This window comes from Phenylobacterium sp. NIBR 498073, assembly GCF_027286305.1.
GTDB lineage: Bacteria > Pseudomonadota > Alphaproteobacteria > Caulobacterales > Caulobacteraceae > Phenylobacterium.
The window spans coordinates 2,635,542-2,655,788 of the sequence record NZ_CP114599.1; the positions used below are offsets into that span (position 1 = coordinate 2,635,542).

Sequence of the window (20,247 nt, forward strand, 5' to 3'; positions counted from 1 at the left end):
CGGCTAGCGCCCTAGGCCGACGACGACCTCGCCGGCGACGCGACGCGCCAGCGTATCGGTCGCCTGAGCGTTCTCGAGCGTGTCGCCATTCGCCGCCCCCGCGACCAGGCCCTGAGATTCGACGCGTTCGAGGGTCTCAGACACCGTCGCGGCAATATCGAGAAAGCCAATCTTGCGGTCAAGGAAGGCGGCCACGGCGACCTCGTTGGCGGCGTTCATCACCGCGGGCGCGGCCCCACCGGCCGCCAGAGCTTCTTTGGCGATCTTCAAGGCGGGAAAACGGCGCAGGTCCGGTTCTTCGAAGGTCAATTGGCCAATGGCGGCCAGATCCAGCCGCGGCGCCGGCCACGGCAGGCGGTCGGGCCAGGCGAAGGCGCAGGCGATCGGCGTGCGCATGTCGGGCGCGCCGAGTTGGGCCAGCGTCGATCCGTCGCTGTACTCCACCAGGCTGTGGATGATCTGTTGATGATGGATCAGCACGTCCACCCGCTCATTGGTCATGCCGAACAGGTAGGCGGCCTCGATGATCTCCAGGCCCTTGTTCATCATGGTCGCGGAATCCACCGAGATCTTCGCGCCCATGCTGAAGTTCGGGTGGGCCACGGCCTGCTCGGGCGTGGCGTGGGCCATCTGCTCGGCCGACCAGGTCCGGAACGGCCCGCCCGACGAGGTCAGGATCAGCCGGTCGACCCGCTGGGCGTTCATCGGATCCAGCACCTGGAAGATCGCCGAATGCTCGGAATCGACCGGGATCACCGCCCCGCCCGCCAGCTTGGCCGCTCGCAGCAGCGAAGGACCCGCGCAGACCAGGCTCTCCTTGTTGGCTAGGCCGATCACCGCGCCGGCCTGCGCCGCCGCCAGGGTCGGCGCCAGGCCCGCAAAGCCGACGATCGAGGACATCACCCACTGCGCGTCCGCGGCGGCGGCCTCGACCACGGCGCTGTGGCCTGCCGCGACCTTGACGCCCGAGCCGTCGAGACGCTGGCGCAGCTCAGGCAGCTTGGTCTCGTCTTCGATGACCGCCAGCTTCGGCCGCCAGCGCAGGGCCTGCTCGGCCAGCCGCTCGGCGTTGCGCCCGGCGGTCAGGGCGGTCACCTCGACCTCGGCGCCGGCCTTTTCCAGGAGATCGAGAGTGGAAACGCCGACCGAGCCGGTGGAACCCAGAACGCTGACGCGGCGAGGCAAAGTCAATGCGCCCATCCCCAATGATTGACCAGTCGGGCGGCCGCCAGCACGACCACGGCGAACATCAGGCCGTCTACTCTATCCAACAAACCGCCGTGCCCCGGGATCAGGTCCCCGGAATCTTTCACGCCGAACCGGCGCTTGAGCATCGACTCCCAGAGATCCCCGGCCATGGTCGCCAGGCCGCCGACCAGGCCGATCAGCGCCCCGGCCGGAACGCTCAGCACGATGGCGCTGAACGCCGCCATCGCCGCCCCTGCCGCGGCTGCGGCGACCAGGCCGCCGATGAAACCAGACCAGGTCTTGTTCGGCGAGAACTTGGGCCACAGCTTCGGGCCCTTCAGGGCGCTGCCGACCGCGAACGCGGCGATGTCGGCGGCCCAGGCCACCGCGAACAGCAGGATCGTCCACTGCCGGCCTTCGGGCATGCCGCGCAGCCATACGAGGCAGACCACGGGGATCGCCAGATAGACCACCCCGAACGCCGCGTTCATCGGCCGCTCGGCCACGCCGCGCGCCACCAGGGCCGCAGCCACGGCCCCCAGCGCGCCGGCCGCCCAGGCCAGCGGCATGTGCTTCTGGTGGGCCAGGAAGGCGGCGGCCAAGATCGCAACGGTAAGCGCAGTGGAGACGCGGATCGGCGCGGTCGGCGCGGTCATCGCGCCCCACTCGATGGCCAGCAGCGCCACCGCCACGGCCACCAGCACCAGGAACAACCAGCGCAGCCCCGGCATGTCGGAGAACCACACCGCGCCCAGCACCGCGGGCACCAGGACGGTGGCCGAGGCGACGCGGACGCCCAGATTGGCCCAGTCGAAACGCCTAGCCTGCGGCAAGGACATTATCGGCCACGGCGCCGCCGTAGCGCCGCTCGCGCTTTTGGAATTCCTCGATGGCCGCCCGCAGATAGTCGGCGCCGTAGTCGGGCCAGAGCACGTCCTGGAAGACGAACTCGGAATAGGCTGTCTCCCAGAGGAGGAAGTTCGAGAGCCGCTGCTCGCCGCTGGTGCGGATCACCAGGTCGGGATCCGGAAGGCTGGCGGTCGACAGCTTGCCCTGCAGGAGCTCTTCGGTGATGTCGTCGGGCCGGATCTGGCCGGCGGCGACCTCGGCCGCCAGGGCCCGGGCGGCGTCGGCGATGTCCGCGCGGCCGCCGTAGTTGAACGCCACCTGCAGGAAGAACTTGTCGTTATGCGCGGTCTGGCGCTCGGCCCGCTCGACGATCTCGGCGACGTCCGGCGGCAGGCCCGTACGGCGGCCGAGGATGCGGATCTTCACCCCCGCGCGCGCCAACTTGTCGAGGTCTGAGTTCACGTACAGCTTCAGCAGCCGCATGACCTCGGCGACCTCGCCGGCCGGTCGGCGCCAGTTCTCGGTCGAGAACGCATAGAGCGTCAGCCAGCGGACGCCCTGCGCAGGCGCCGCCTCGACGACCCGCCGGATCGCGTCCACGCCTTTCGGATGCCCGACCTGGCGCGGCAGGCCGCGGCGCTTCGCCCAACGGCCATTGCCGTCCATGACGATCGCCACGTGCAGGGGCGCATGCGGCGCGGGCTGCTGTTGATCGATCGTAGCCATGGGTTCCCGTTCGTCCTCGCTCCCGATGGGACGATTAAACCTGCATGATCTCTTGTTCTTTGGTTTTCAAGGCTTCGTCGACGCGCTTGATCGCCTCGTCGGTAAACTTCTGAACCTCGGACTCCATCCGGCGCTGCTCGTCCTGGGTGATGGCGCTGTCCTTCTCGGCCTTTTTCAGGTCGTCGTTGGCGTCGCGGCGGACGTTGCGGATGGCGATCTTCTGCTGCTCGGCGTACTTGCCGGCGATCTTGGCCAGGTCCTTGCGGCGCTCCTCGGTGAGCGGCGGGATCGGCACGCGCAGGCTCTGGCCGTCGACGACCGGGTTCAGCCCCAGGCCGGCGTTGCGGATCGCCTTTTCGACCGAGACCACCAGGCCGCGGTCCCAGATGTTGACGCTGATCGAGCGCGGCTCGGGGACGCTGACCGACCCGACGGTGTTCAACGGCACGCTCGAGCCGTAGGCGTCGACCATCACCTGATCCAGCAGGCCGGCGGACGCCCGCCCGGTCCGCAGGCTCGAGAACTCGTCCTTCAGGGCCGCGATCGCCTTGTCCATGCGATCCCGATACTTGCTGAGAACCGGCTTTTCCGCAGCCATAGGATTGTCTCCCAAGATATTGGTCTAATTCGGCGAATGGTCAGGCGATCGTCGTGAAGACGCCCTGCCCTTTCAGCACTTTGAAGAAGTTGCCCCGTTCACGGATGGAAAAGACCACGATCGGGATTTGGTTGTCACGCATCAGGGCGATGGCCGAGGCGTCCATGACCCGCAGGTCCTTGGCCAGCACTTCCTGGTAGCTCAGCGTCTCATAGCGCTGCGCGCTCGGATCTTTCTTGGGGTCGGCGGTGTAGACGCCATCGACGCTGGTGCCCTTGAACAGTGCGTCGCAGCCCATCTCGGCCGTGCGCAGCGCCGCCGGGGTGTCGGTCGTGAAGAACGGCGCGCCCAGGCCTGCGGCGAAGATCACCACCCGGCCCTTTTCCAGGTGCCGCAGCGCCCGGCGGCGGATGTAGGGCTCGCAGACCGCTTCCATCGGGATCGCCGACTGCACGCGGGTATAGACGCCGATCTTCTCGAGCGCGCCTTGCAGCGCCAGGGCGTTCATCACCGTGGCCAGCATGCCCATATAGTCGGCGTTGGCGCGGTCCATGCCCTTCCCGGCCAGCGAGACGCCCCGGAAGATGTTGCCGCCGCCGATCACCAGGCAGAGCTCGATCCCGTGATCGACCACTTCCTTTATGTCCTCGGCCACCGCTTCGATCGTCTTGGTGTCAATGCCGAAGAGCGAGTCGCCCATCAGGACCTCGCCCGACATCTTCAAGAGGATCTTCTTGTAGCGGGGCTTGGCTTCGGACATGGCGGCTTCCGTGGAGAATCTGGCTGGGTACTACATAGACCAAGGGCGCCGTGCGCGTCGAACGCCCACGTCGAACGCATGCGCTCGACGCTCGCCCTAAAAAAAAGGGGCCGAGCCTTCGGGCGGCGGACCGGAGTCCACTCCGCCTAAGGCTCGGCGCCCTTGGGGCGTCCTAAATCAGGCTGATCAGCCTTGGCCGGTCATCGACGCCACTTCGGCGGCGAAGTCGTCCTGCTTCTTTTCCACGCCTTCGCCCAGGGCGAAGCGCACGAACGCCTTCACGGCGACCGGCGCGCCGGTTTCCTTGGCGGTTTCGGCGATCAGCTGCTCGATGGTCTGATCCGGGTTCATGACGAAGGGTTGCTTCAGCAGCACCACTTCTTCCTGCCACTTGCGGATCCGGCCTTCGATCATCTTCTCGACGACGGCCAGCGGCTTGCCCGATTCCAGCGCCTGGTCGGTCAGGAACTTCTTTTCCTTCTCGACGGCGGCCGGATCGAGGTCGCCCTCGTTCAGGGCCAGCGGCGGGGTCGGGGTGCCGGCGACGTGCAGAGCGATCTTACGGCCGACTTCCTTCAGCACGGCCTGATCGCCCGCGCCTTCCAGAGCCACCAGCACGCCCAGACGGCCGACGCCTTCGCCCTGCGCGTTGTGCAGGTAGAGGGCCACGGCGCCTTCGCTGACCGACAGACGGGCCGAACGACGCAGACGCATGTTCTCGCCGATCGTCGCGATCAGGTTGGTGATCACGTCGCTGACGACTTCGCCCTTGGCCGTCTTGGCCGCGGTGATGGCGTCGACGCCTTCGATCGTCAGGCCGACGTCCGCGAAATCGCGGGCGGCGTTCTGGAACAGCTCGTTCTTCGACACGAAGTCGGTCTCGGCGTTCAGCTCGACCAGCACGCCGGTCTTGCCGTCGGCGCTCAGCTTGCCGGCCACCAGGCCTTCAGCCGCGGCGCGGTCCGACTTCTTGGCGGCCTTCGAGAGGCCCTTGGTGCGCAGCCAATCGACGGCCGCTTCCATGTCGCCGTTGTTTTCCTGCAAGGCCTTCTTGCAGTCCATCATGCCAGCGCCGGACTTTTCGCGCAGGTCCTTGACCAGCGCAGCGGTGATCTCCGCCATGGTCAGCTCCTTATCAGTCAGAATGGGTTTGACCGGACCCTGATAGGGCCCGGCCATGATCGTTTTTCGTCAAGCTGAGTAAGACGCCCGAAAGCGTCTTAGCCGGCTTGTTCCTGGTCCGCGGCCGGAGCCTCGGCGGCCGGGGCCGCTTCCGGCTCCGGCGCAAGCTCTCGGGCCAGGGTCGGCTCAACCGGCGCCACCGAGGCGCCCAGGTCCACGCCAGCGGCCGATTGGCCGGCGGCCAGACCGTCGAGAACGGCGTCGGCCATCAGGTCGCAGTACAGCTGGATCGCGCGGGCGGCGTCGTCGTTGCCCGGGATCGGATAGGTGATGCCGTCCGGATCGCAGTTGGTGTCCAGGATCGCGATGACCGGGATGTTCAGCTTGCGGGCTTCCTGGATGGCGATCGACTCCTTGTTGGTGTCGATCACGAACATCAGGTCGGGGATGCCGCCCATGTCCTTGATGCCGCCCAGGCTGAGCTCGAGCTTGTCGCGCTCGCGGGTCATCTGCAGCAGTTCTTTCTTGCCGCGGCCTTGGCCTTGGCTTTCCCCGTCGAGCAGGCCTTCCAGCTCGCGCAGGCGTTGGATCGAACCCGAAACGGTGCGCCAGTTGGTGAGCGTGCCGCCCAGCCAACGGTGGTTCACGTAGTACTGGGCGCTGCGCTTGGCCGCCGTCGCGATCGGCTCCGACGCCTGACGCTTGGTGCCGACGAACAGCACGCGACCGCCGCCGGCGGCGACTTCACGCACCTTCACCAGGGCCTGGTGCAGCAGCGGGATCGACTGCGAGAGGTCGATGATGTGGATGTTCGACCGCGAACCGAAGATGTAGCGGTCCATCTTCGGGTTCCAGCGGTGGGTCTGGTGGCCGAAGTGGGCGCCAGCTTCCAGGAGCTGACGCATGGAGAATTCAGGAAGCGCCATCGGCTTTTCGTCCTTTTTCCGGTTAACCGCCGCAGGCAAACCCTCCAGATGGAGGACCGGAATGGGTATGGCGGGATGTCTCCCCGCACATCGCCAAACACCTGCGTGTGGAATGACGCGCCAAATAGGGGCTGAGCGCGGAAAATGCAAGCCTCGCACGCGTCTAGCCCCCGTCCCGGTTGGCTTGAATCAAGCCAGCCGGATTCAACAGGGTCGTTTCTTTGAGTTTAGAGCCCTTCTTACCCACTCACAAAGTCCATCGTGTGTGGGAGGGCTCTAACCGCCCCGGCCCTTGCGTGCACGGCCGCCCAGCTGCATCCTGCGATGGCAGGAGGGGATCATGACACCTATCATGGCGCTTGGCGTCGGTCTCGGCATTCTCGCCCAGGGCACGTTCGGCGGCTCGGGCGGCACGCTCAAGCCACAACCTGGGACGTGGGGGCCTGCGCCAGCCGCCGCCCCGTACACGCCGCCGCCGGTCTATGGCGCTCCGACGCCCGCCCGGCGCGCGCCCACGCCCAGCCTGGCGCCGCCGGCCTTCCCCGCCGCGCCCAAGGCGCCGGAGATGTATCAGCCGCCGAACTTCAAGCCCTACAAGCCGGGCGTCTCGCCTTACTCCGACCGCGGCGGCCTCAACGCCCATCCGAGCCCCGCCAAGCCGCCCGGCTACATCGACCTGCGCTGAGCGGGCCTAGACCCTTTCCGGTTCAGGTGGAATCACCTGAACCGGACAAAAAGGGTCTATCTTCAAAAGCGTAGAGCGTGACGGCCGCTTCAACCGGCTTCCACTTGAAGCTGTCACGCTCTAAATGTCCTCGACGAAGACCACGCCCGGCGCGGTCTTCAGCGCGCCGCGCACCGACACGTCCAGACTGAAGCGCCCCGGCAACTTGAGTTCAATCTCGCGGCCGCGCTCGATATTGGCGACCAGGATGATCTCCCCGCCCCGCGGGTTGGCGACGTGCTCAAGCCGCTTCTTCAGCGCCTCGATCTCCGCGCTGCGCGGCGCTATGTGGACGCGCAGCCCGGCCACCGCGTTCTCCACAGCCTTATCCACAGGCTCGGCGTCGTCACCAAAGAACCGCACCTCGCCGTCGCGAGCCTTGGCCCGGACCTTGAGCGCCACGGCCTTGCCCGGCTCCAGCAGGTCGCGGCACTTGCGCAGCGACTCCGGCGGGAACAGCACCTCGTATTCGCCGGTCGGGTCCGAGAGCGTGACGAAGGCGAACTTCTCGCCGCTGGACTGCGAGGCCCGCTCCTGCTTGCGGCGCACGACGCCGGCCATGCGGAACGCCTCCGCGCCAGCCTCGGCCTTGGGGATCACATCGGCCAGCAGGTCCGTGCGACGGCGACGCAGGGCGGTGACCATATCGTCCAGCGGGTGGCCGGACAGGTAGAAGCCCACCGCCGCCAGTTCCTCGTCCAGGCGCTGGACCGGGGTCCACGGCTCGGCCTTGGGCATCTTCTTGCGCACGGCGGCGACCAGGTGATGGGTCCCGTCCGAGAACAGCGCGCCCTGCGCCGAGCTTTCCTGCGAGGCCACGCTCTGTCCCAGACCGGCCAGCAGTTCGGCCGCCGCCAACAACTGCGCCCGGTCCGGGTGAATGGAGTCGAAGGCTCCGGCGCGGGCCAGCGTCTCGAAGGTTCGCTTGTTCACCTGCTTGGGGTCGACGCGTGAGGCGAAGTCGAAGATGTCCTTGAAGGGGCCGCCCGCCTTGCGGACCGCCACCACGTGCTCCATGGCCTGCTGACCGACGTTGCGGATGCCGCCAAGCGCATAGAGCACCTCGCCGTCCTCCACCTCGAAGTCGGCGCTGGAGCGGTTCACGTCGGGGCTGCGCACCTTTACGCCGAACCGCTTGGCGTCCTGATAGAAGACCGCCAGCTTGTCGGTGTTGGAGATATCGAGGCTCATCGAGGCCGCGAAGAACTCGACCGGCGCATTCGCCTTCAGCCAGGCCGTCTGGTACGAAACATAGGCGTAGGCGGCCGCGTGGCTCTTGTTGAAGCCGTAGCCCGCGAACTTGTCCACCAGGTCGAAGATCGACCCCGCCTGCTCGGCCGGCACGCCCTTGGCCTCGGCGCCGGAGACGAACCTGGCGCGCTGCAGGTCCATCTCCTCCTTCTTCTTCTTACCCATCGCCCGGCGCAGAAGGTCGGCTTCGCCGAGCGAGTAGCCGGCCAGGATCTGGGCGATCTGCATCACCTGTTCCTGGTAGACGATGATGCCGTAGGTCTCCTTCAGCACCGGCTCCAGGCTCGGGTGCAGATAGTCGATCTCCCGCCGGCCGAACTTGCAGTCGATGAAGGCCGGGATGTTGTCCATCGGGCCCGGGCGATAGAGCGAGACGACGGCGGTGACGTCTTCGAGCGAGCCTGGACGCAACTGGCGCAGGGTGTCGCGCATCCCCTGCCCTTCCAGCTGGAACACGCCGACGGTGCCGCCGCTGGACATCACCTCATAGGACGCTGCGTCGTCCACCGGCAGGGTCGCGAAGTCGATCTCCACGCCGCGTTTGCGCAGGAACTTCAGCGCCCGGTCGATCACCGTCAGGGTCTTGAGGCCCAGGAAGTCGAACTTCACCAGGCCGGCGCTCTCGACCCACTTCATGTTGAACTGGGTAGCGGGCAGCTCCGAGCGCGGATCGCGGTAGAGCGGGGTCAGCTCGGTCAAAGGCCGGTCACCGATCACCACGCCGGCGGCGTGGGTCGAGGCGTTGCGATAGAGACCCTCCAGCTGCAGCGCCGTCTCCAGCAGCTGATTGACCGCCTCGTCCTCGTTCTTGGCCTGACGCAGCCGCGGCTCGATCTCGATCGCCTTGGCCAAGGTCACCGGATTGGCCGGGTTGGCCGGAACCATCTTGGCCAGGCGGTCGACCAGCCCCAGCGGCAGTTGCAACACCCGCCCGACGTCGCGCAGCACGGCGCGCGCCTGCAGGGTGCCGAAGGTGATGATCTGCGCCACCCGGTCACGACCGTAGTGCTGCTGGACGTAACTGATGACCTCTTCCCGGCGCTCCTGGCAGAAGTCGATATCGAAGTCGGGCATCGACACCCGCTCCGGATTCAGGAAGCGCTCGAACAGCAGGCCATAGCGCAAGGGATCGAGGTCGGTGATGGTCAGGGCGTAGGCGACCAGCGAGCCGGCGCCGGACCCCCGTCCCGGTCCGACCGGAATGTCGTGATCCTTTGCCCACTTGATGAAGTCCGACACGATCAGGAAGTAGCCCGGGAACCCCATCTGGGTGATGATCCCGATCTCCCGTTCGAGCCGCGCCTCGTAGTCCTCCACCGGCATCGCCGAGGCCTGCCCCCTGGCGATCCGCGCCTTGAGACCTTCGCGCGCCTGGTGGGCCAGTTCGTCGGCCTCCGAACGGCCGGCCCCGGTGTCGAAGCGCGGCAGGATCGGGTCGCGCTTCTTGACCATGAAGGCGCAGCGGCGGGCGATATCGAGGGTGTTGTCGCAGGCTTCCGGCAGGTCGGCGAACAGCGCCCGCATGTCGGCGGCCGGCTTGAACCAGTGCTCCGGGGTCACCCGGCGGCGTTCGTCCTGCATAATGAACGCGCCGTCGGCGATGCAAAGCAGCGCCTCGTGGGCCTCGTACATCGATTGCTTGGCGAAGTAGACGTCATTGGTCGCGACCAATGGAATGTCGTTGTCGTAGGCGAACGCCACCAGTTCGCCCTCGGCGGCGGCCTGCGCCGGCAGGCCATGCCGCTGAAGCTCGACATAGAACCGGTCCCCGAACACGCGCGCCATCTCGGCCAGGGCGGCTTGGCCTTCCGGAACCTTGCCGGCGGCTAACAGCGGATCGATCGGCCCGTCCACGCCACCGGACAGCAGGATCAGACCCTCGGCGCGGGCGGCCACCTTCGACCAGGGGACCGACACGTCCTCGCTGCCGTCAGCCTCCAGATAGCAGAGCGACGAGAGTTCGCTGAGATTGAGATAGCCCTGCTCGCTCTGGGCCAGGAGGACGATGGTCGGGATCTTGGCCCAGCGCTCGGTCTGCCCGCCGCCGATCCCGGTGACCGGCAGCGCGCAGCCGATAATCGGCTGGACGCCGGCGTCCTTACTGGTGACCGAAAATTCGAGCGCGCCGTAGAGGTTGGCCCGGTCGGTCAGGGCTACGGCCGGCATCTCCGCGGCCTTGGCCAGCCCGCTGACCTTGTCGGCCTTGATCGCGCCCTCGAGCAGCGAATAGGCGGAGCGAACCCGCAGGTGGACGAAACCCTCGTTCACCGCTTCGCTCACCGTTCACCTCCAGGGATCAGGCGGCCAGCTGGGCCACCGCACACATCATCCAGACAAAGCCTGCGACCGACACAAAGGCCAGCGATTCCCGAGCCAAGCGAACCATCTGCGACGTCCTCACTGTGGATGTTCTGTTCTTGTTCTTATTTCCCGTTTTGTTCTCGTCGTCAAGCAGCTTAGTCTCGCCCTCGCACGGAGGCCCAAATGGATCAGAGACTGTCCCTCATCACCCTGGGCGTGGACGACCTCGCCCGCTCTCGCGCTTTCTTCGAACGGGGCTTGGGTTGGAGCCCGAGCACGGTCGCCGAGGGCGTGTGCTTCTACCAGCTGCCGGGCGTCGGCCTGGCGCTGTTCGGCCGTGACGACCTGGCCGAGGACGCCCGCCGCCCGCTCGATGGCCGCTTCTCAGGCGTCACCCTGGCGATCAACGAACGCTCGCGGCACGAGGTCGACGCCACCTTCGCCCAGGCGCTCGCAGCCGGCGCAACGCCGCTCAAGCCCCCTGAAGAGGTGTTCTGGGGCGGCTACTCCGGCTACTTCGCCGATCTCGACGGCCATACCTGGGAGGTCGCGCACAATCCCGGTTGCACGATCCACGATGACGGCACGACGACCTTCGCCCCAAGCTAAAGCGTTTGGGCTTCCAGGTGGCCGTCCTTCAGGGCCAGCACCCGGTCCATGTGCTTGGCCAGTTCCAGATTGTGGGTCGCCACCAGCGCCGCGACGCCTTCCTGGCGGGCCAGGGCGTAGAGACTGTCGAACACGGCCGCCGAGGTCTGCGGATCGAGATTGCCGGTCGGCTCGTCGGCCAGCAGCAGCCTGGGCGAATTGGCCAGCGCCCGGGCGATCGCCACCCGCTGCTGCTCGCCGCCCGACATCTGGGCCGGCTGATGGTCGACCCGCTCGGCCAGGCCGAGGCTGGCCAGCAGGTCCCTCGCCCGCGCACGCGCGGCCTTGCGCGAACGGCCGGCGATCATCTGCGGCAGGGCCACGTTGTCGAGCGCGGTGAACTCGGCCAGCAGGTGGTGCGCCTGGTAGACGAAGCCGATGGTGGCTAGCCGCACTCGGGTTCGTTGGCGGTCGCTGAGGTCCGAGCAGTCGCGGCCCTCGATGACGATGCGCCCGTCGTCGGGATGTTCCAGCAGGCCGGCGGCGTGCAACAGCGAGGATTTGCCTGAGCCCGAGGGGCCGATCAGGCCGACGATCTCGCCGGGTCGCACGTCGAGGTCAGCGCCGTTGAGGACGGTCAGGGTCTTGTCGCCGCTCTTGTAGGTGCGACGCAGGCCCCGGATGGAGAGCACAGGGTCACTCATAGCGAAGCGCCTCCACCGGATCGAGGCGCGAGGCCCGCCATGCCGGCGGCAGGGTGGCCAGGAACGACATCGCCAGGGCCCAGAAGGTGATGACCGAGACTTCCTGCCAGTCGATCTTCGCGGGGATGCGGGTCAGGAAATAGATGTCCGAGTTGAACACCTCGGCGCCGGTGACCCATTCCACGAACTGCTGGATCTCGCCGATGAAGATGCAGAACAGCGAGCCGATCAGCAGGCCGGCGATGGTGCCCAGCACCCCGACCGCCGCCCCGGACATGAAGAAGATGCGCAGGATCGAGCCCTGTCCCGCCCCCATGGTCCGCAGGATGGCGATGTCGCGGCCCTTGTTCTTCACCAGCATCACCAGGCCCGAGATGATGTTCATGGCTGCGATGGCGACCAGCATCATCAGGATCAGCCGCATGACGTTGCGCTCGACCTTCAGCGCGCCCCAGTAGGCCGAGTTCTTCTCCGTCCAGTCGGTGATCAGCGCCGACGAGCCGGCCGCCTGCGCGACCGCGCCTTTCATGGCGATCGCCTTGTCGGGGTCGCTCAGCTTGATCTCCAGATAGTCGATGCTGTTGTCGCGGCCGAAGAACAGCTGCGACTGCTCCAGCGGCATGTAGATGAAGGCCTGGTCGTACTCGCTCATCCCGACCGTGAAGGTTCCTGCGACCGTGTAGGTCTTGCGCAGCGGCGTCGCGCCGAACGCCGTCGCCCCTCCGGTCGGCGAGATCAGGCTGAGCTCGTCGCCCGGCCCCACGCCCAACGCCTGTGCGAGCCTGTCCCCGACCATGATGTAGTCGCCGCCGTATTCGCCCTCGTCGAAGCCGGCCATCGACCCGCGGGTGATGTTGTCGGAGACGATCTTGGTGGACTTCAGGTCCTTGGCGGTGATCCCGCGCACGATGGCGCCGCTGATCTGGCCGGCGCCCAGCGCCATGGCCTGGGCCTCGACGACCGGCGTCACCTGCACCACGCCCGGCAGGTCGGAGATCCGCTTGATCACCGCCTCCCGGTCCGGATCGGTCAGCACCCCGCCCGTCACGTAGAGATGCCCGCTGAAGCCGAGCATCCGCGACAGCAACTCGGCGCGGAAGCCGTTCATCACGCTCATCACGATGATCAGCACCGCCACCGCCAGCATGATGCCGATGAACGAGATGATCGAGATCAGCGCCACCCCGCCCTGGCTGCGCTTGGCGCGCAGATAGCGGGCCGCCACCGAGCGTTCCCATTGGCCGAACGGCGGCGCACGCCCGTTCAGCGTCCCGTTGGTCGACGACGTGGTCACGCGGCGACCGCTCCGGCGGGCGAAGGTCTCGAAAGATGCATGCTTGGGAAGATGTCCCGATCTTCTGCGGCCGTCACGGCCCGTTCGCCAGCTTTGCCATGTAAGCGGAGCGAAAAGAAGGCCGCCCGGTGGCCGGGCGGCCTTCAAGTTATCGGGGAAAACGCCACGGGCGACCTTTCGGCCGCCTGTGCCTGCGTGCAGCGGTAACCGAAGTTACATCGCCCTCCCCCGCACCGACCGCGCGGGCGGCCGGGCAATCGCCTATTCGCCCAAAACTTGGGCGCGTCGCTCGCACCGACGCCCAATTCGCGCTCGCGCCTCAGCGCCAGCTGGCCGGCACCGGCGGCAGGGTGATCAGCTTGAAATGGATGATCAGGAACAGGATCACCCACAGGATCGTCGAGACGATCGTGGTGGTGATGAACTTCTTCTTGAGCTTCGGATCGACCGGCGCTCCGGGATCGCCGCCATCGCCCTTGTCGATCCCGGCCTCGGCATGGCTGGTCACGCCGATCGGCAGGACCGAGAACAGCACGGTCCACCAGATGGTGAAATAGATCGCGATGCCGGTGAAGACAGTCATCAGTGCGCGTCCTTCGGGGATTCCATCAGCTCGACCAGCACCCCGCCCATGTTCTTTGGGTGGACGAAGATCACTGGGGTGCCATGCGCGCCGATCCGCGGCTCGCCCGTCCCCAGAACCGTCGCCCCCTTGGCCCGCATGTCGTCGCGCGCGGCGATGATATCAGGCACTTCGAAGCACACGTGGTGTTGCCCCCCGGCCGGGTTCTTCGCAAGGAAGCCAACGAGCGGCGAATCGTCGCCGAGTGGCTCAATCAGCTCGATCTGGCTGTTGGGAAGGTCGACGAAGCAGACATAGACGCCCTGCTCCGGCATGGCCTTGGTCTCGGTGATGTTCGTCGCGCCCAGCACGTCGCGATAGAGCTTCACGGACTCGGCGATGGAGGGGGTCGCGACCCCGACGTGGTTCAATCTTCCGATCATGACAGCCGTATAGACCTCTCCGGAGCGCCGCGCGAGATCACGCTACGGCGCCCTCACCTAGACCCGCAGGACCGTCGTCTCCACGACCGGTCGCTTGCCCCAGATCCGCTGGCTGGCCTTCTTCACGGCGCGGGACATCACGGTCTCGACCTCTTCGTCGAACTCGCGCTCCTCGCCCTGCAGGCGGGCTAGCGCCTGGCGCGCCTCCTTGGCCAGGTCCTCGAGCACCTCATCCATCGGGTAGTCGTCGTCTGCGGGCAGACCGAGCGCCCGCACCTGCGGCCCGGCGGCGACCTTGCCGCGGCCATCCAGCACCACGCTGACCGCCAGCACGCCGTTGTAGGCGGCATGGCGGCGCTCGCGCAGGGCGTCGCCGTTCTCAGGCGTCAGCACGCCGGCGTCGACATAGATGCGGCCGGCCGGCACTTCATCGATGATCTCGGCGCGGCCAGGCGCCAGGCGCACCATGTCTCCGTTCCGCGGCGCCACCGACTGCGGGACCTGCAGGTCCTTGGCGAAGGCGGCGTGTTCCAGCAGGTGCCGGCGCTCGCCGTGGGTCGGCACCGCGATCTGCGGCCGCGCCCAGCTGTACATCTGGGCCAGCTCGTCGCGGCACGGGTGACCGGAGACGTGGATGCCTGGATGGTCGCGCTCGGTGTAGAGCCGCACCCCGCGGTCGGCGAGCCGGTTCTGCAGGTTGCGGATCGGAATCTCATTGCCCGGGATGACCCGCGAGGAGAACACGCAGGCGTCCCCCGCCCCCAGCTTCACATGCGGGTGTGAGCCGTCGGCGATGCGCGACAGCGCCGCGCGCGGCTCGCCCTGGCTGCCGGTGCAGAGAAACAGCACCTCGTTCTCCGGCATGGCCGCGGCCTGTTGCTCGGACAGGAACTCGCGCACGCCGTCCAGCAGGCCGACGGACTTTGCCGCCGCCGCCATCCGGTGCATCGAGCGCCCGACCAGGCAGACGCCGCGGCCGGCCGCCTCGGCGGCGCGGATCACGCTGTCCATGCGCGCGACGTTCGAGGCGAAGCACGCCACCGCCACCTTGCCCGACAGGCCCCCGATCAGGCCGGCCAGCGCTTCCTTTACGTCGGCCTCGGAGCCGGACTCGCCGTCCACGAAGACGTTGGTGGAATCGCACACCATGGCCAGGACGCCTTCGTCACCCAGCTTCTGGATCGCCGCGTCGTCGGTGACCGAACCGAGCACCGGGTCCGGATCGATCTTCCAGTCGCCAGTGTGCAGCACCGTGCCCAGCGGCGTGCGGATCGCCAGGCCGTTCGGCTCCGGGATCGAGTGGGTCAGGGTGATCAGCTCGACCTCGAACGGCCCCAGCTGGATCGTGCCGCTCAGCGGCACCTCGGTGATCTCAGCGTCGGCGCACTCTTCGTTCTCGCGCAGCTTTTCGCGCAGGAGGAAGGCGGTGAACGGCGTCGCATAGAGCGGCGCGCGCAACTGCGGCCATAGCCACGCCACGGCCCCGATGTGGTCCTCGTGGGCGTGGGTCAGCACGATGCCGACGATGTTCTTGGCGTACTCCCGGATGAATTCCGGGTCGGGCAGGATGATCTCCACGCCGGGCGTGGTCTGGTCGCCGAAGGTGACGCCCAGGTCGACCACGATCCACTTGCGCGCGTGCGCCGGGCCATAGCCGTACAGATTGAAGTTCATGCCGATCTCGTTCGAGCCGCCGAGCGGCAGGAAGACGAGTTCGTCTTGGTCTTTTGCTTTCATTACGTCCTTGCCGCCGTGTTCCGGCGGTGAATTTCAAGTAGCCCCCGGATCGTCAGGTCCGGGTCAAAATGGTCGATGGCCGTCGTGGCACCGTGGAACAGCGAGGCGACCCCGCCGGTGGCGATAACGGTCATCGGAGCGCCGCGTTCAGCCTTGATGCGGGCGATCAGGCCCTCGATCAGGGCGACATAGCCCCAGAACACCCCCGATTGCATGGCGCCGACCGTATCGGTCCCGACCACGCGCTGGGGCTTCTGGATCGCCACTCGCGGCAGTTTCGCCGCCGCCGAGTGCAACGCTTCCATAGATAGGTTGATGCCGGGCGCGATGACACCCCCCTCGAAACCGCCGTCCGCGGCGATGACGTCGAAGGTCGTGGCGGTCCCGGAGTCGATGACGATCAGGTCCCCCGGATAGACGATGTGCGCGCCAAGCGCATTGACCAGGCGGTCGGCGCCGGCCTCCGAAGGCTTGTCGATGCGGACCTCGATCCCGAGGTCGGCGTTCTCGCCGATCACCAGCGGTTCGACGTGCAGGTAGCGCCGCGCCAGATTGCGCAGGTTGAAGATCGACTGCGGCACGACGCTCGAGATGATGCAGGCGTCCAGCACGCCGAACTGCAGTCCGGCCATGTGCAGCAGTTGCGAAAGCCAGACGGCGTACTCGTCGGCCGTGCGGCTGGAATCGGTGGCCGCCCGCCACTGGGCGATCCAGGCTTCGCCGTCGTGGACCGCGAACAGGGTGTTGGTGTTGCCTTGCTCGATCGCCAGCAGCATCGCTTACGCCTCTCCGAAGAAAACGTCCCCGGCGGTGATGCGAAGCACCGCCCCGTCGTCCAACCGCAGCCGCAGCGCCCCGTCCAGGTCGAGACCTTCAGCGACGCCGGTGTGGGTCTGGTTGGGCAGGCGCGCCACGCACGGCTCACCCAGCCCTTGCGCGACCTGCGTCCAACCGCGGGCGATGGGCGCAAAGCCCTCGGCCTGCCAGAGCGAGCGCCAATGCTCGAAGCGGGTCGCGAGCACCTCCAGCGCATCGCCCGGCGAGGGCGGCGGCCCAGCCATGTGGTCGGCGAAGGCCGTCGCTGGCCGCTCTACGTCGCTCGGCGCGTGCGCCAGATTGATTCCGATGCCTACGGCCAGCCAGAGCGCGCCGTCGGGCCGGCTGCCGGACTCGACCAGGATCCCGACCGCCTTGCGGCCATGGACCATCACGTCGTTCGGCCACTTCAGGCGCGCCGCGCCCTCGCCCAGGCAGGTCTGCGCCAGGTCGGCCGCGGCCAGCGCCGCCACGAACGACAGCTGCGCCGCCTCGGCGGCCGGCTTGTCGGTGGTCAGCAGCAGCGTCGCGGCGAGATTGCCGGTGGAAGTAGTCCACGGCCGCCCCCGCCGACCGTGGCCGGCGGTCTGGCGCAGGGCGGTGATCCAGACCGGACCGCCCGCCCCCGCCTCGGCGCGCCTGCGCGCCTCGGCGTTGGTGGAGTCCAGTTCTTCGTAGGCTTCGATCGGGGGGTGGGCGCCCACCTAGGAGGCGAGCCCGAACGCCGCCGCCGCCGCCTTGGCGAGCGGGTCGAGGAAGATCAGCGCGCCCATGACCACCGGGAAGGTGAACAGCGCGGCGCTGATCGCCACCACCTGGGCCTCACGCGGCAGGGCGTCGGTGCCGCTCGGGGCGTTGTCGAACCACATGACCTTGATCAGGCGCAGATAGTAGAACGCCGCGATCACGCTGCCGACCAGGCCGAGCACGGCGGCGATCACGATCATCGGCTGACCGACGCTCAGCGCCGCCTTGAAGACGTAGAACTTGGCCCAGAAGCCCGAGAACGGCGGCAGGCCGAGCGCCGACAGCGAGAACGCCGTCATCGCCAGGGCGATGCCCGGACGTTCCTTGAACAGGCCGGCCATGTCCGAGATCGTCTCCATCGGCCGCCCGTCGCGCGACAGCGCGGTGAGGCAGGCGAAGAAGCCGGTGACGTCGATCATGTAGAGAACCATGAACACCAGCATCGCCTGCATGCCCTCAGGCGTGCCGGCGGCCAGGCCGAGAACGGCATAGCCGACGTTGGCGATCGAGGAATAGGCCCACAGACGCTTCAGGTTCTGCTGCGCCAAGCCGGCCAGGGCGCCGACGAAGATCGACAGCAGCGCGATGACCACCAGCACCTGGCGCCATTGCTCGACCGCGCCGGGGAAGCCCTCGGCCAGCACCCGGGCGAACAGCACCATGGCCGCCAGCTTCGGGGCGCCGGCGAAGAAGGCCACGACCGGGGTCGGGGCACCTTCGTAGACGTCCGGGGTCCACATGTGGAACGGCGCGGCCGAGACCTTGAACGCCAGGCCGCAGATCAGGAACACCAGGCCGAACAGCACGCCGGTGCCGGCGCCGCTCTGCACGACCACGGCGATCTCGTCGAACCGGGTCGAGCCGGCGAAACCGTAGATCAGCGAAGCGCCATAGAGCAGCAGGCCCGAGGACAGCGCGCCGAGCACAAAGTACTTCAGGCCGGCTTCCGACGCCTTGGCGTCTTCACGGTGCATGGCCGCCAGCACGTAGAGCGCCAGCGAGTGCAGCTCGACGCCCATATAGAGCGAGATCAGGTCGCCCGCCGAGGCCATCATGCCCATGCCGAGCGCGGCCAGCAGGATCAGGATCGGGAACTCGAAATTGCGGATCGCCTTGCGCTCAAACCACTTCTGGCCGAGCACGATGGCCACCGCGCTGGCCAGATAGATCGCCACCTTGGCGAAGGCCGAAGCGTTGTCGGCGATCAGGCCGCCGGAGAAGCCGCGGCCGATCGGGCCGACCGCAGCGGCCCAGGCCGCGACGATCAGCGCGCCGATCGAGGCGAGCATGACGGCCGTGGTGGCGCGCGGCGCGAAGGCGCCGATCACCAGCAGGCCAAGGGCGCCGATGGCCAGGATCAGTTCCGGCGCGGCGAGAGCGAGGTCTTGGGAAAAGGTCATGTGACTTTAGGTCCTCACCCGCCGATGGCCGCGCGGTAAACCGCGGCGAGATTGTCGACCGAGGCTTGGGTCAGATCGAAGACGGCGGCCGGATAGACGCCGAGGTACAGGGTCATGGCGATCAGCGGCGCGAAAATCGCCACCTCGCGCCAGTCGAGGTCGGTGATGTCAGCCAGGGCCGGGTTGGTGATCTCGCCGAACACCACGCGCTTGTACAGGGTCAGCGCATAGACGGCCGAGAAGATCACGCCGGTAGCGGCGACGACCGCGGTCCAGGTGGAGATCTCGTAGACCCCGACCATGGTGGTGATTTCGCCGATGAAGCCCGAGGTGCCCGGCAGGCCGACATTGCCCATCGTGAACAGCAGGAAGGTCGCCGCATACCAGGGCATGCGGTTCACCAGGCCGCCGTAGAAGGCGATCTCGCGGGTGTGCATGCGGTCATAGACGACGCCGACGCAGAGGAAGAGCGCGCCCGAGATCACCCCGTGGCTCAGCATCTGGAAGATCGCGCCCTGCACGCCGATGGCGTTGCCGGCGAAGATCCCCATAGTCACGAAGCCCATGTGAGCGACCGACGAGTAGGCGATCAGCTTCTTGATGTCGGTCTGACGGAAGGCGACCAGCGAGGTGTAGACGACGGCGATCACGCTGAGGGCGAAGACCAGCGGCGTGAACAGGTCCGAGGCCTGCGGGAACATCGGCAGCGAGAAGCGCAGGAAGCCGTAGCCGCCCATCTTCAGGAGGATGCCCGCCAGGATGACCGAACCGGCGGTCGGCGCCTCGACGTGGGCGTCGGGCAGCCAGGTGTGCACCGGCCACATCGGCATCTTCACCGCGAACGAGGCGAAGAAGGCCAGCCACAGCCAGGTCTGCAGGTTCTGGTCGAACTTGTAGTTCATCAGCTCGGGGATCGAGGCGGTGCCCGCGACGCTGATCATGACCAGGATGGCCGCCAGCATCAGCACCGAGCCGAGCAGGGTGTAGAGGAAGAACTTGTAGGCCGCGTAGACCCGGTTCTTGCCGCCCCAGATGCCGATGATCAGGAACATCGGCACCAGGCCGAATTCAAAGAACAGGTAGAACAGCACCAGGTCCAGCGCGCAGAACACGCCGATGACCAGGGTCTCGAGGATCAGGAACGCAGCCATGTAGGCCGGCACCCGCTTGTCGATCGAAAACCACGACGCCGCGATACAGATCGGCATCAGGAACGCGGTCAGCAGCACGAACAGGATCGAGATCCCGTCCACGCCCATGCGGTAGTGCAGGCCGGCGAACCACGCGTGGTCTTCCACGAACTGGAAGCCCGGATTGGCCGGGTCGTACTGCATCACCAGCAGCACCGACAGCGCGAACGTCGCCAGGGTGGTCACCAGGGTGATCCACTTCACGGCGCGGATGGTCTGCTCGTCCTCGTGCGAACGGAACAGGCGCAGCAGGATGATCGCCGCCACGCCGACCAGCGGCGTGAAGGTCGTCAGGGAGAGAATACCGGTCATGGGATCGCC

At 67.3% G+C, this 20,247-nt stretch carries 19 protein-coding genes; 2 read left to right on the forward strand and 17 right to left on the reverse strand.

The window, feature by feature from the left end; genetic code table 11:
• Positions 1 to 3 precede the first annotated feature (3 nt).
• The 7 genes from O4N75_RS13100 to rpsB all read right to left on the reverse strand — a co-directional run bounded on the left by O4N75_RS13100 (position 4) and on the right by rpsB (position 6,169).
• Positions 4 to 1,200, reverse strand: a complete 1,197-nt coding sequence (locus tag O4N75_RS13100) for a 1-deoxy-D-xylulose-5-phosphate reductoisomerase (protein ID WP_269625975.1) — start codon at positions 1,198 to 1,200, stop codon at positions 4 to 6.
• Positions 1,188 to 2,027 carry a phosphatidate cytidylyltransferase gene (locus O4N75_RS13105; RefSeq protein ID WP_269625976.1) on the reverse strand — a complete coding sequence of 280 codons (840 nt, stop codon included), beginning with the start codon at positions 2,025 to 2,027 and terminating at the stop codon, positions 1,188 to 1,190. The genes O4N75_RS13100 and O4N75_RS13105 overlap by 13 nt, the downstream gene beginning before the upstream one ends.
• The gene (locus O4N75_RS13110) at positions 2,008 to 2,763 is read right to left on the reverse strand and encodes an isoprenyl transferase (RefSeq protein ID WP_269625977.1); all 756 of its coding nucleotides are present in this window, start codon (positions 2,761 to 2,763) and stop codon (positions 2,008 to 2,010) included. Before O4N75_RS13110 ends, O4N75_RS13105 begins: the two co-directional genes overlap by 20 nt.
• 34 nt (positions 2,764 to 2,797) lie before the next feature.
• The gene (gene frr, locus O4N75_RS13115) at positions 2,798 to 3,361 is read right to left on the reverse strand and encodes a ribosome recycling factor (protein WP_269625978.1); all 564 of its coding nucleotides are present in this window, start codon (positions 3,359 to 3,361) and stop codon (positions 2,798 to 2,800) included.
• Between the two features lie 40 nt (positions 3,362 to 3,401).
• A complete protein-coding gene (gene pyrH / locus O4N75_RS13120) occupies positions 3,402 to 4,121 on the reverse strand; it encodes a UMP kinase (RefSeq protein WP_269625979.1) in 720 nt (239 codons plus the stop codon).
• A gap of 186 nt (positions 4,122 to 4,307) precedes the next feature.
• Complete coding sequence (gene tsf / locus O4N75_RS13125) at positions 4,308 to 5,243, reverse strand: translation elongation factor Ts (RefSeq protein ID WP_267233675.1); 936 nt, start codon at positions 5,241 to 5,243, stop codon at positions 4,308 to 4,310.
• A gap of 98 nt (positions 5,244 to 5,341) precedes the next feature.
• A complete protein-coding gene (rpsB, locus tag O4N75_RS13130) occupies positions 5,342 to 6,169 on the reverse strand; it encodes a 30S ribosomal protein S2 (RefSeq protein WP_269625980.1) in 828 nt (275 codons plus the stop codon).
• A 340-nt stretch (positions 6,170 to 6,509) separates the two neighbouring features.
• On the opposite strand from rpsB, the gene O4N75_RS13135 reads away from it, so the two are divergent.
• Positions 6,510 to 6,854 (forward strand): hypothetical protein, encoded by a 345-nt coding sequence (locus O4N75_RS13135; protein ID WP_269625981.1) that lies wholly within the window; start codon positions 6,510 to 6,512, stop codon positions 6,852 to 6,854.
• Positions 6,855 to 6,974: 120 nt separating this feature from the next.
• Here the strand turns inward: O4N75_RS13135 and dnaE are convergent, their stop codons facing one another.
• The gene (gene dnaE, locus O4N75_RS13140) at positions 6,975 to 10,424 is read right to left on the reverse strand and encodes a DNA polymerase III subunit alpha (RefSeq protein WP_269625982.1); all 3,450 of its coding nucleotides are present in this window, start codon (positions 10,422 to 10,424) and stop codon (positions 6,975 to 6,977) included.
• 204 nt (positions 10,425 to 10,628) lie between these two features.
• Between dnaE and O4N75_RS13145 the strand changes: the two genes are divergently transcribed.
• The gene (locus O4N75_RS13145; RefSeq protein ID WP_269625983.1) at positions 10,629 to 11,054 is read left to right on the forward strand and encodes a VOC family protein; all 426 of its coding nucleotides are present in this window, start codon (positions 10,629 to 10,631) and stop codon (positions 11,052 to 11,054) included.
• On the opposite strand, the gene O4N75_RS13150 is transcribed toward O4N75_RS13145, so the two are convergent.
• The 9 genes from O4N75_RS13150 to O4N75_RS13190 form a co-directional block, all read right to left on the reverse strand.
• Entirely contained in the window at positions 11,051 to 11,737 is a 687-nt protein-coding gene (locus O4N75_RS13150) for an ABC transporter ATP-binding protein (RefSeq protein ID WP_267233670.1), read from the reverse strand. The two genes, O4N75_RS13145 and O4N75_RS13150, sit on opposite strands and share 4 nt — an antisense overlap.
• Complete coding sequence (locus O4N75_RS13155) at positions 11,730 to 13,031, reverse strand: lipoprotein-releasing ABC transporter permease subunit (RefSeq protein WP_269625984.1); 1,302 nt, start codon at positions 13,029 to 13,031, stop codon at positions 11,730 to 11,732. The genes O4N75_RS13150 and O4N75_RS13155 overlap by 8 nt, the downstream gene beginning before the upstream one ends.
• Positions 13,032 to 13,350: 319 nt before the next feature.
• Complete coding sequence (locus O4N75_RS13160; protein ID WP_267233668.1) at positions 13,351 to 13,614, reverse strand: DUF1467 family protein; 264 nt, start codon at positions 13,612 to 13,614, stop codon at positions 13,351 to 13,353.
• Positions 13,614 to 14,036: a methylmalonyl-CoA epimerase gene (gene mce / locus O4N75_RS13165; protein ID WP_183770102.1), complete on the reverse strand. Its 423-nt coding sequence runs from the start codon at positions 14,034 to 14,036 to the stop codon at positions 13,614 to 13,616. The genes O4N75_RS13160 and mce overlap by 1 nt, the downstream gene beginning before the upstream one ends.
• Before the next feature lie 57 nt (positions 14,037 to 14,093).
• Positions 14,094 to 15,773, reverse strand: a complete 1,680-nt coding sequence (locus O4N75_RS13170) for a ribonuclease J (RefSeq protein WP_269625985.1) — start codon at positions 15,771 to 15,773, stop codon at positions 14,094 to 14,096.
• Entirely contained in the window at positions 15,773 to 16,549 is a 777-nt protein-coding gene (locus O4N75_RS13175; protein ID WP_269625986.1) for a type III pantothenate kinase, read from the reverse strand. Before O4N75_RS13175 ends, O4N75_RS13170 begins: the two co-directional genes overlap by 1 nt.
• A 3-nt stretch (positions 16,550 to 16,552) precedes the next feature.
• Positions 16,553 to 17,293 (reverse strand): biotin--[acetyl-CoA-carboxylase] ligase, encoded by a 741-nt coding sequence (locus O4N75_RS13180; protein WP_269625987.1) that lies wholly within the window; start codon positions 17,291 to 17,293, stop codon positions 16,553 to 16,555.
• Positions 17,294 to 18,736: an NADH-quinone oxidoreductase subunit NuoN gene (gene nuoN, locus O4N75_RS13185; RefSeq protein WP_269625988.1), complete on the reverse strand. Its 1,443-nt coding sequence runs from the start codon at positions 18,734 to 18,736 to the stop codon at positions 17,294 to 17,296.
• Positions 18,737 to 18,750: 14 nt separating this feature from the next.
• Complete coding sequence (locus O4N75_RS13190; protein ID WP_269625989.1) at positions 18,751 to 20,238, reverse strand: NADH-quinone oxidoreductase subunit M; 1,488 nt, start codon at positions 20,236 to 20,238, stop codon at positions 18,751 to 18,753.
• Positions 20,239 to 20,247: the final 9 nt, after the last annotated feature.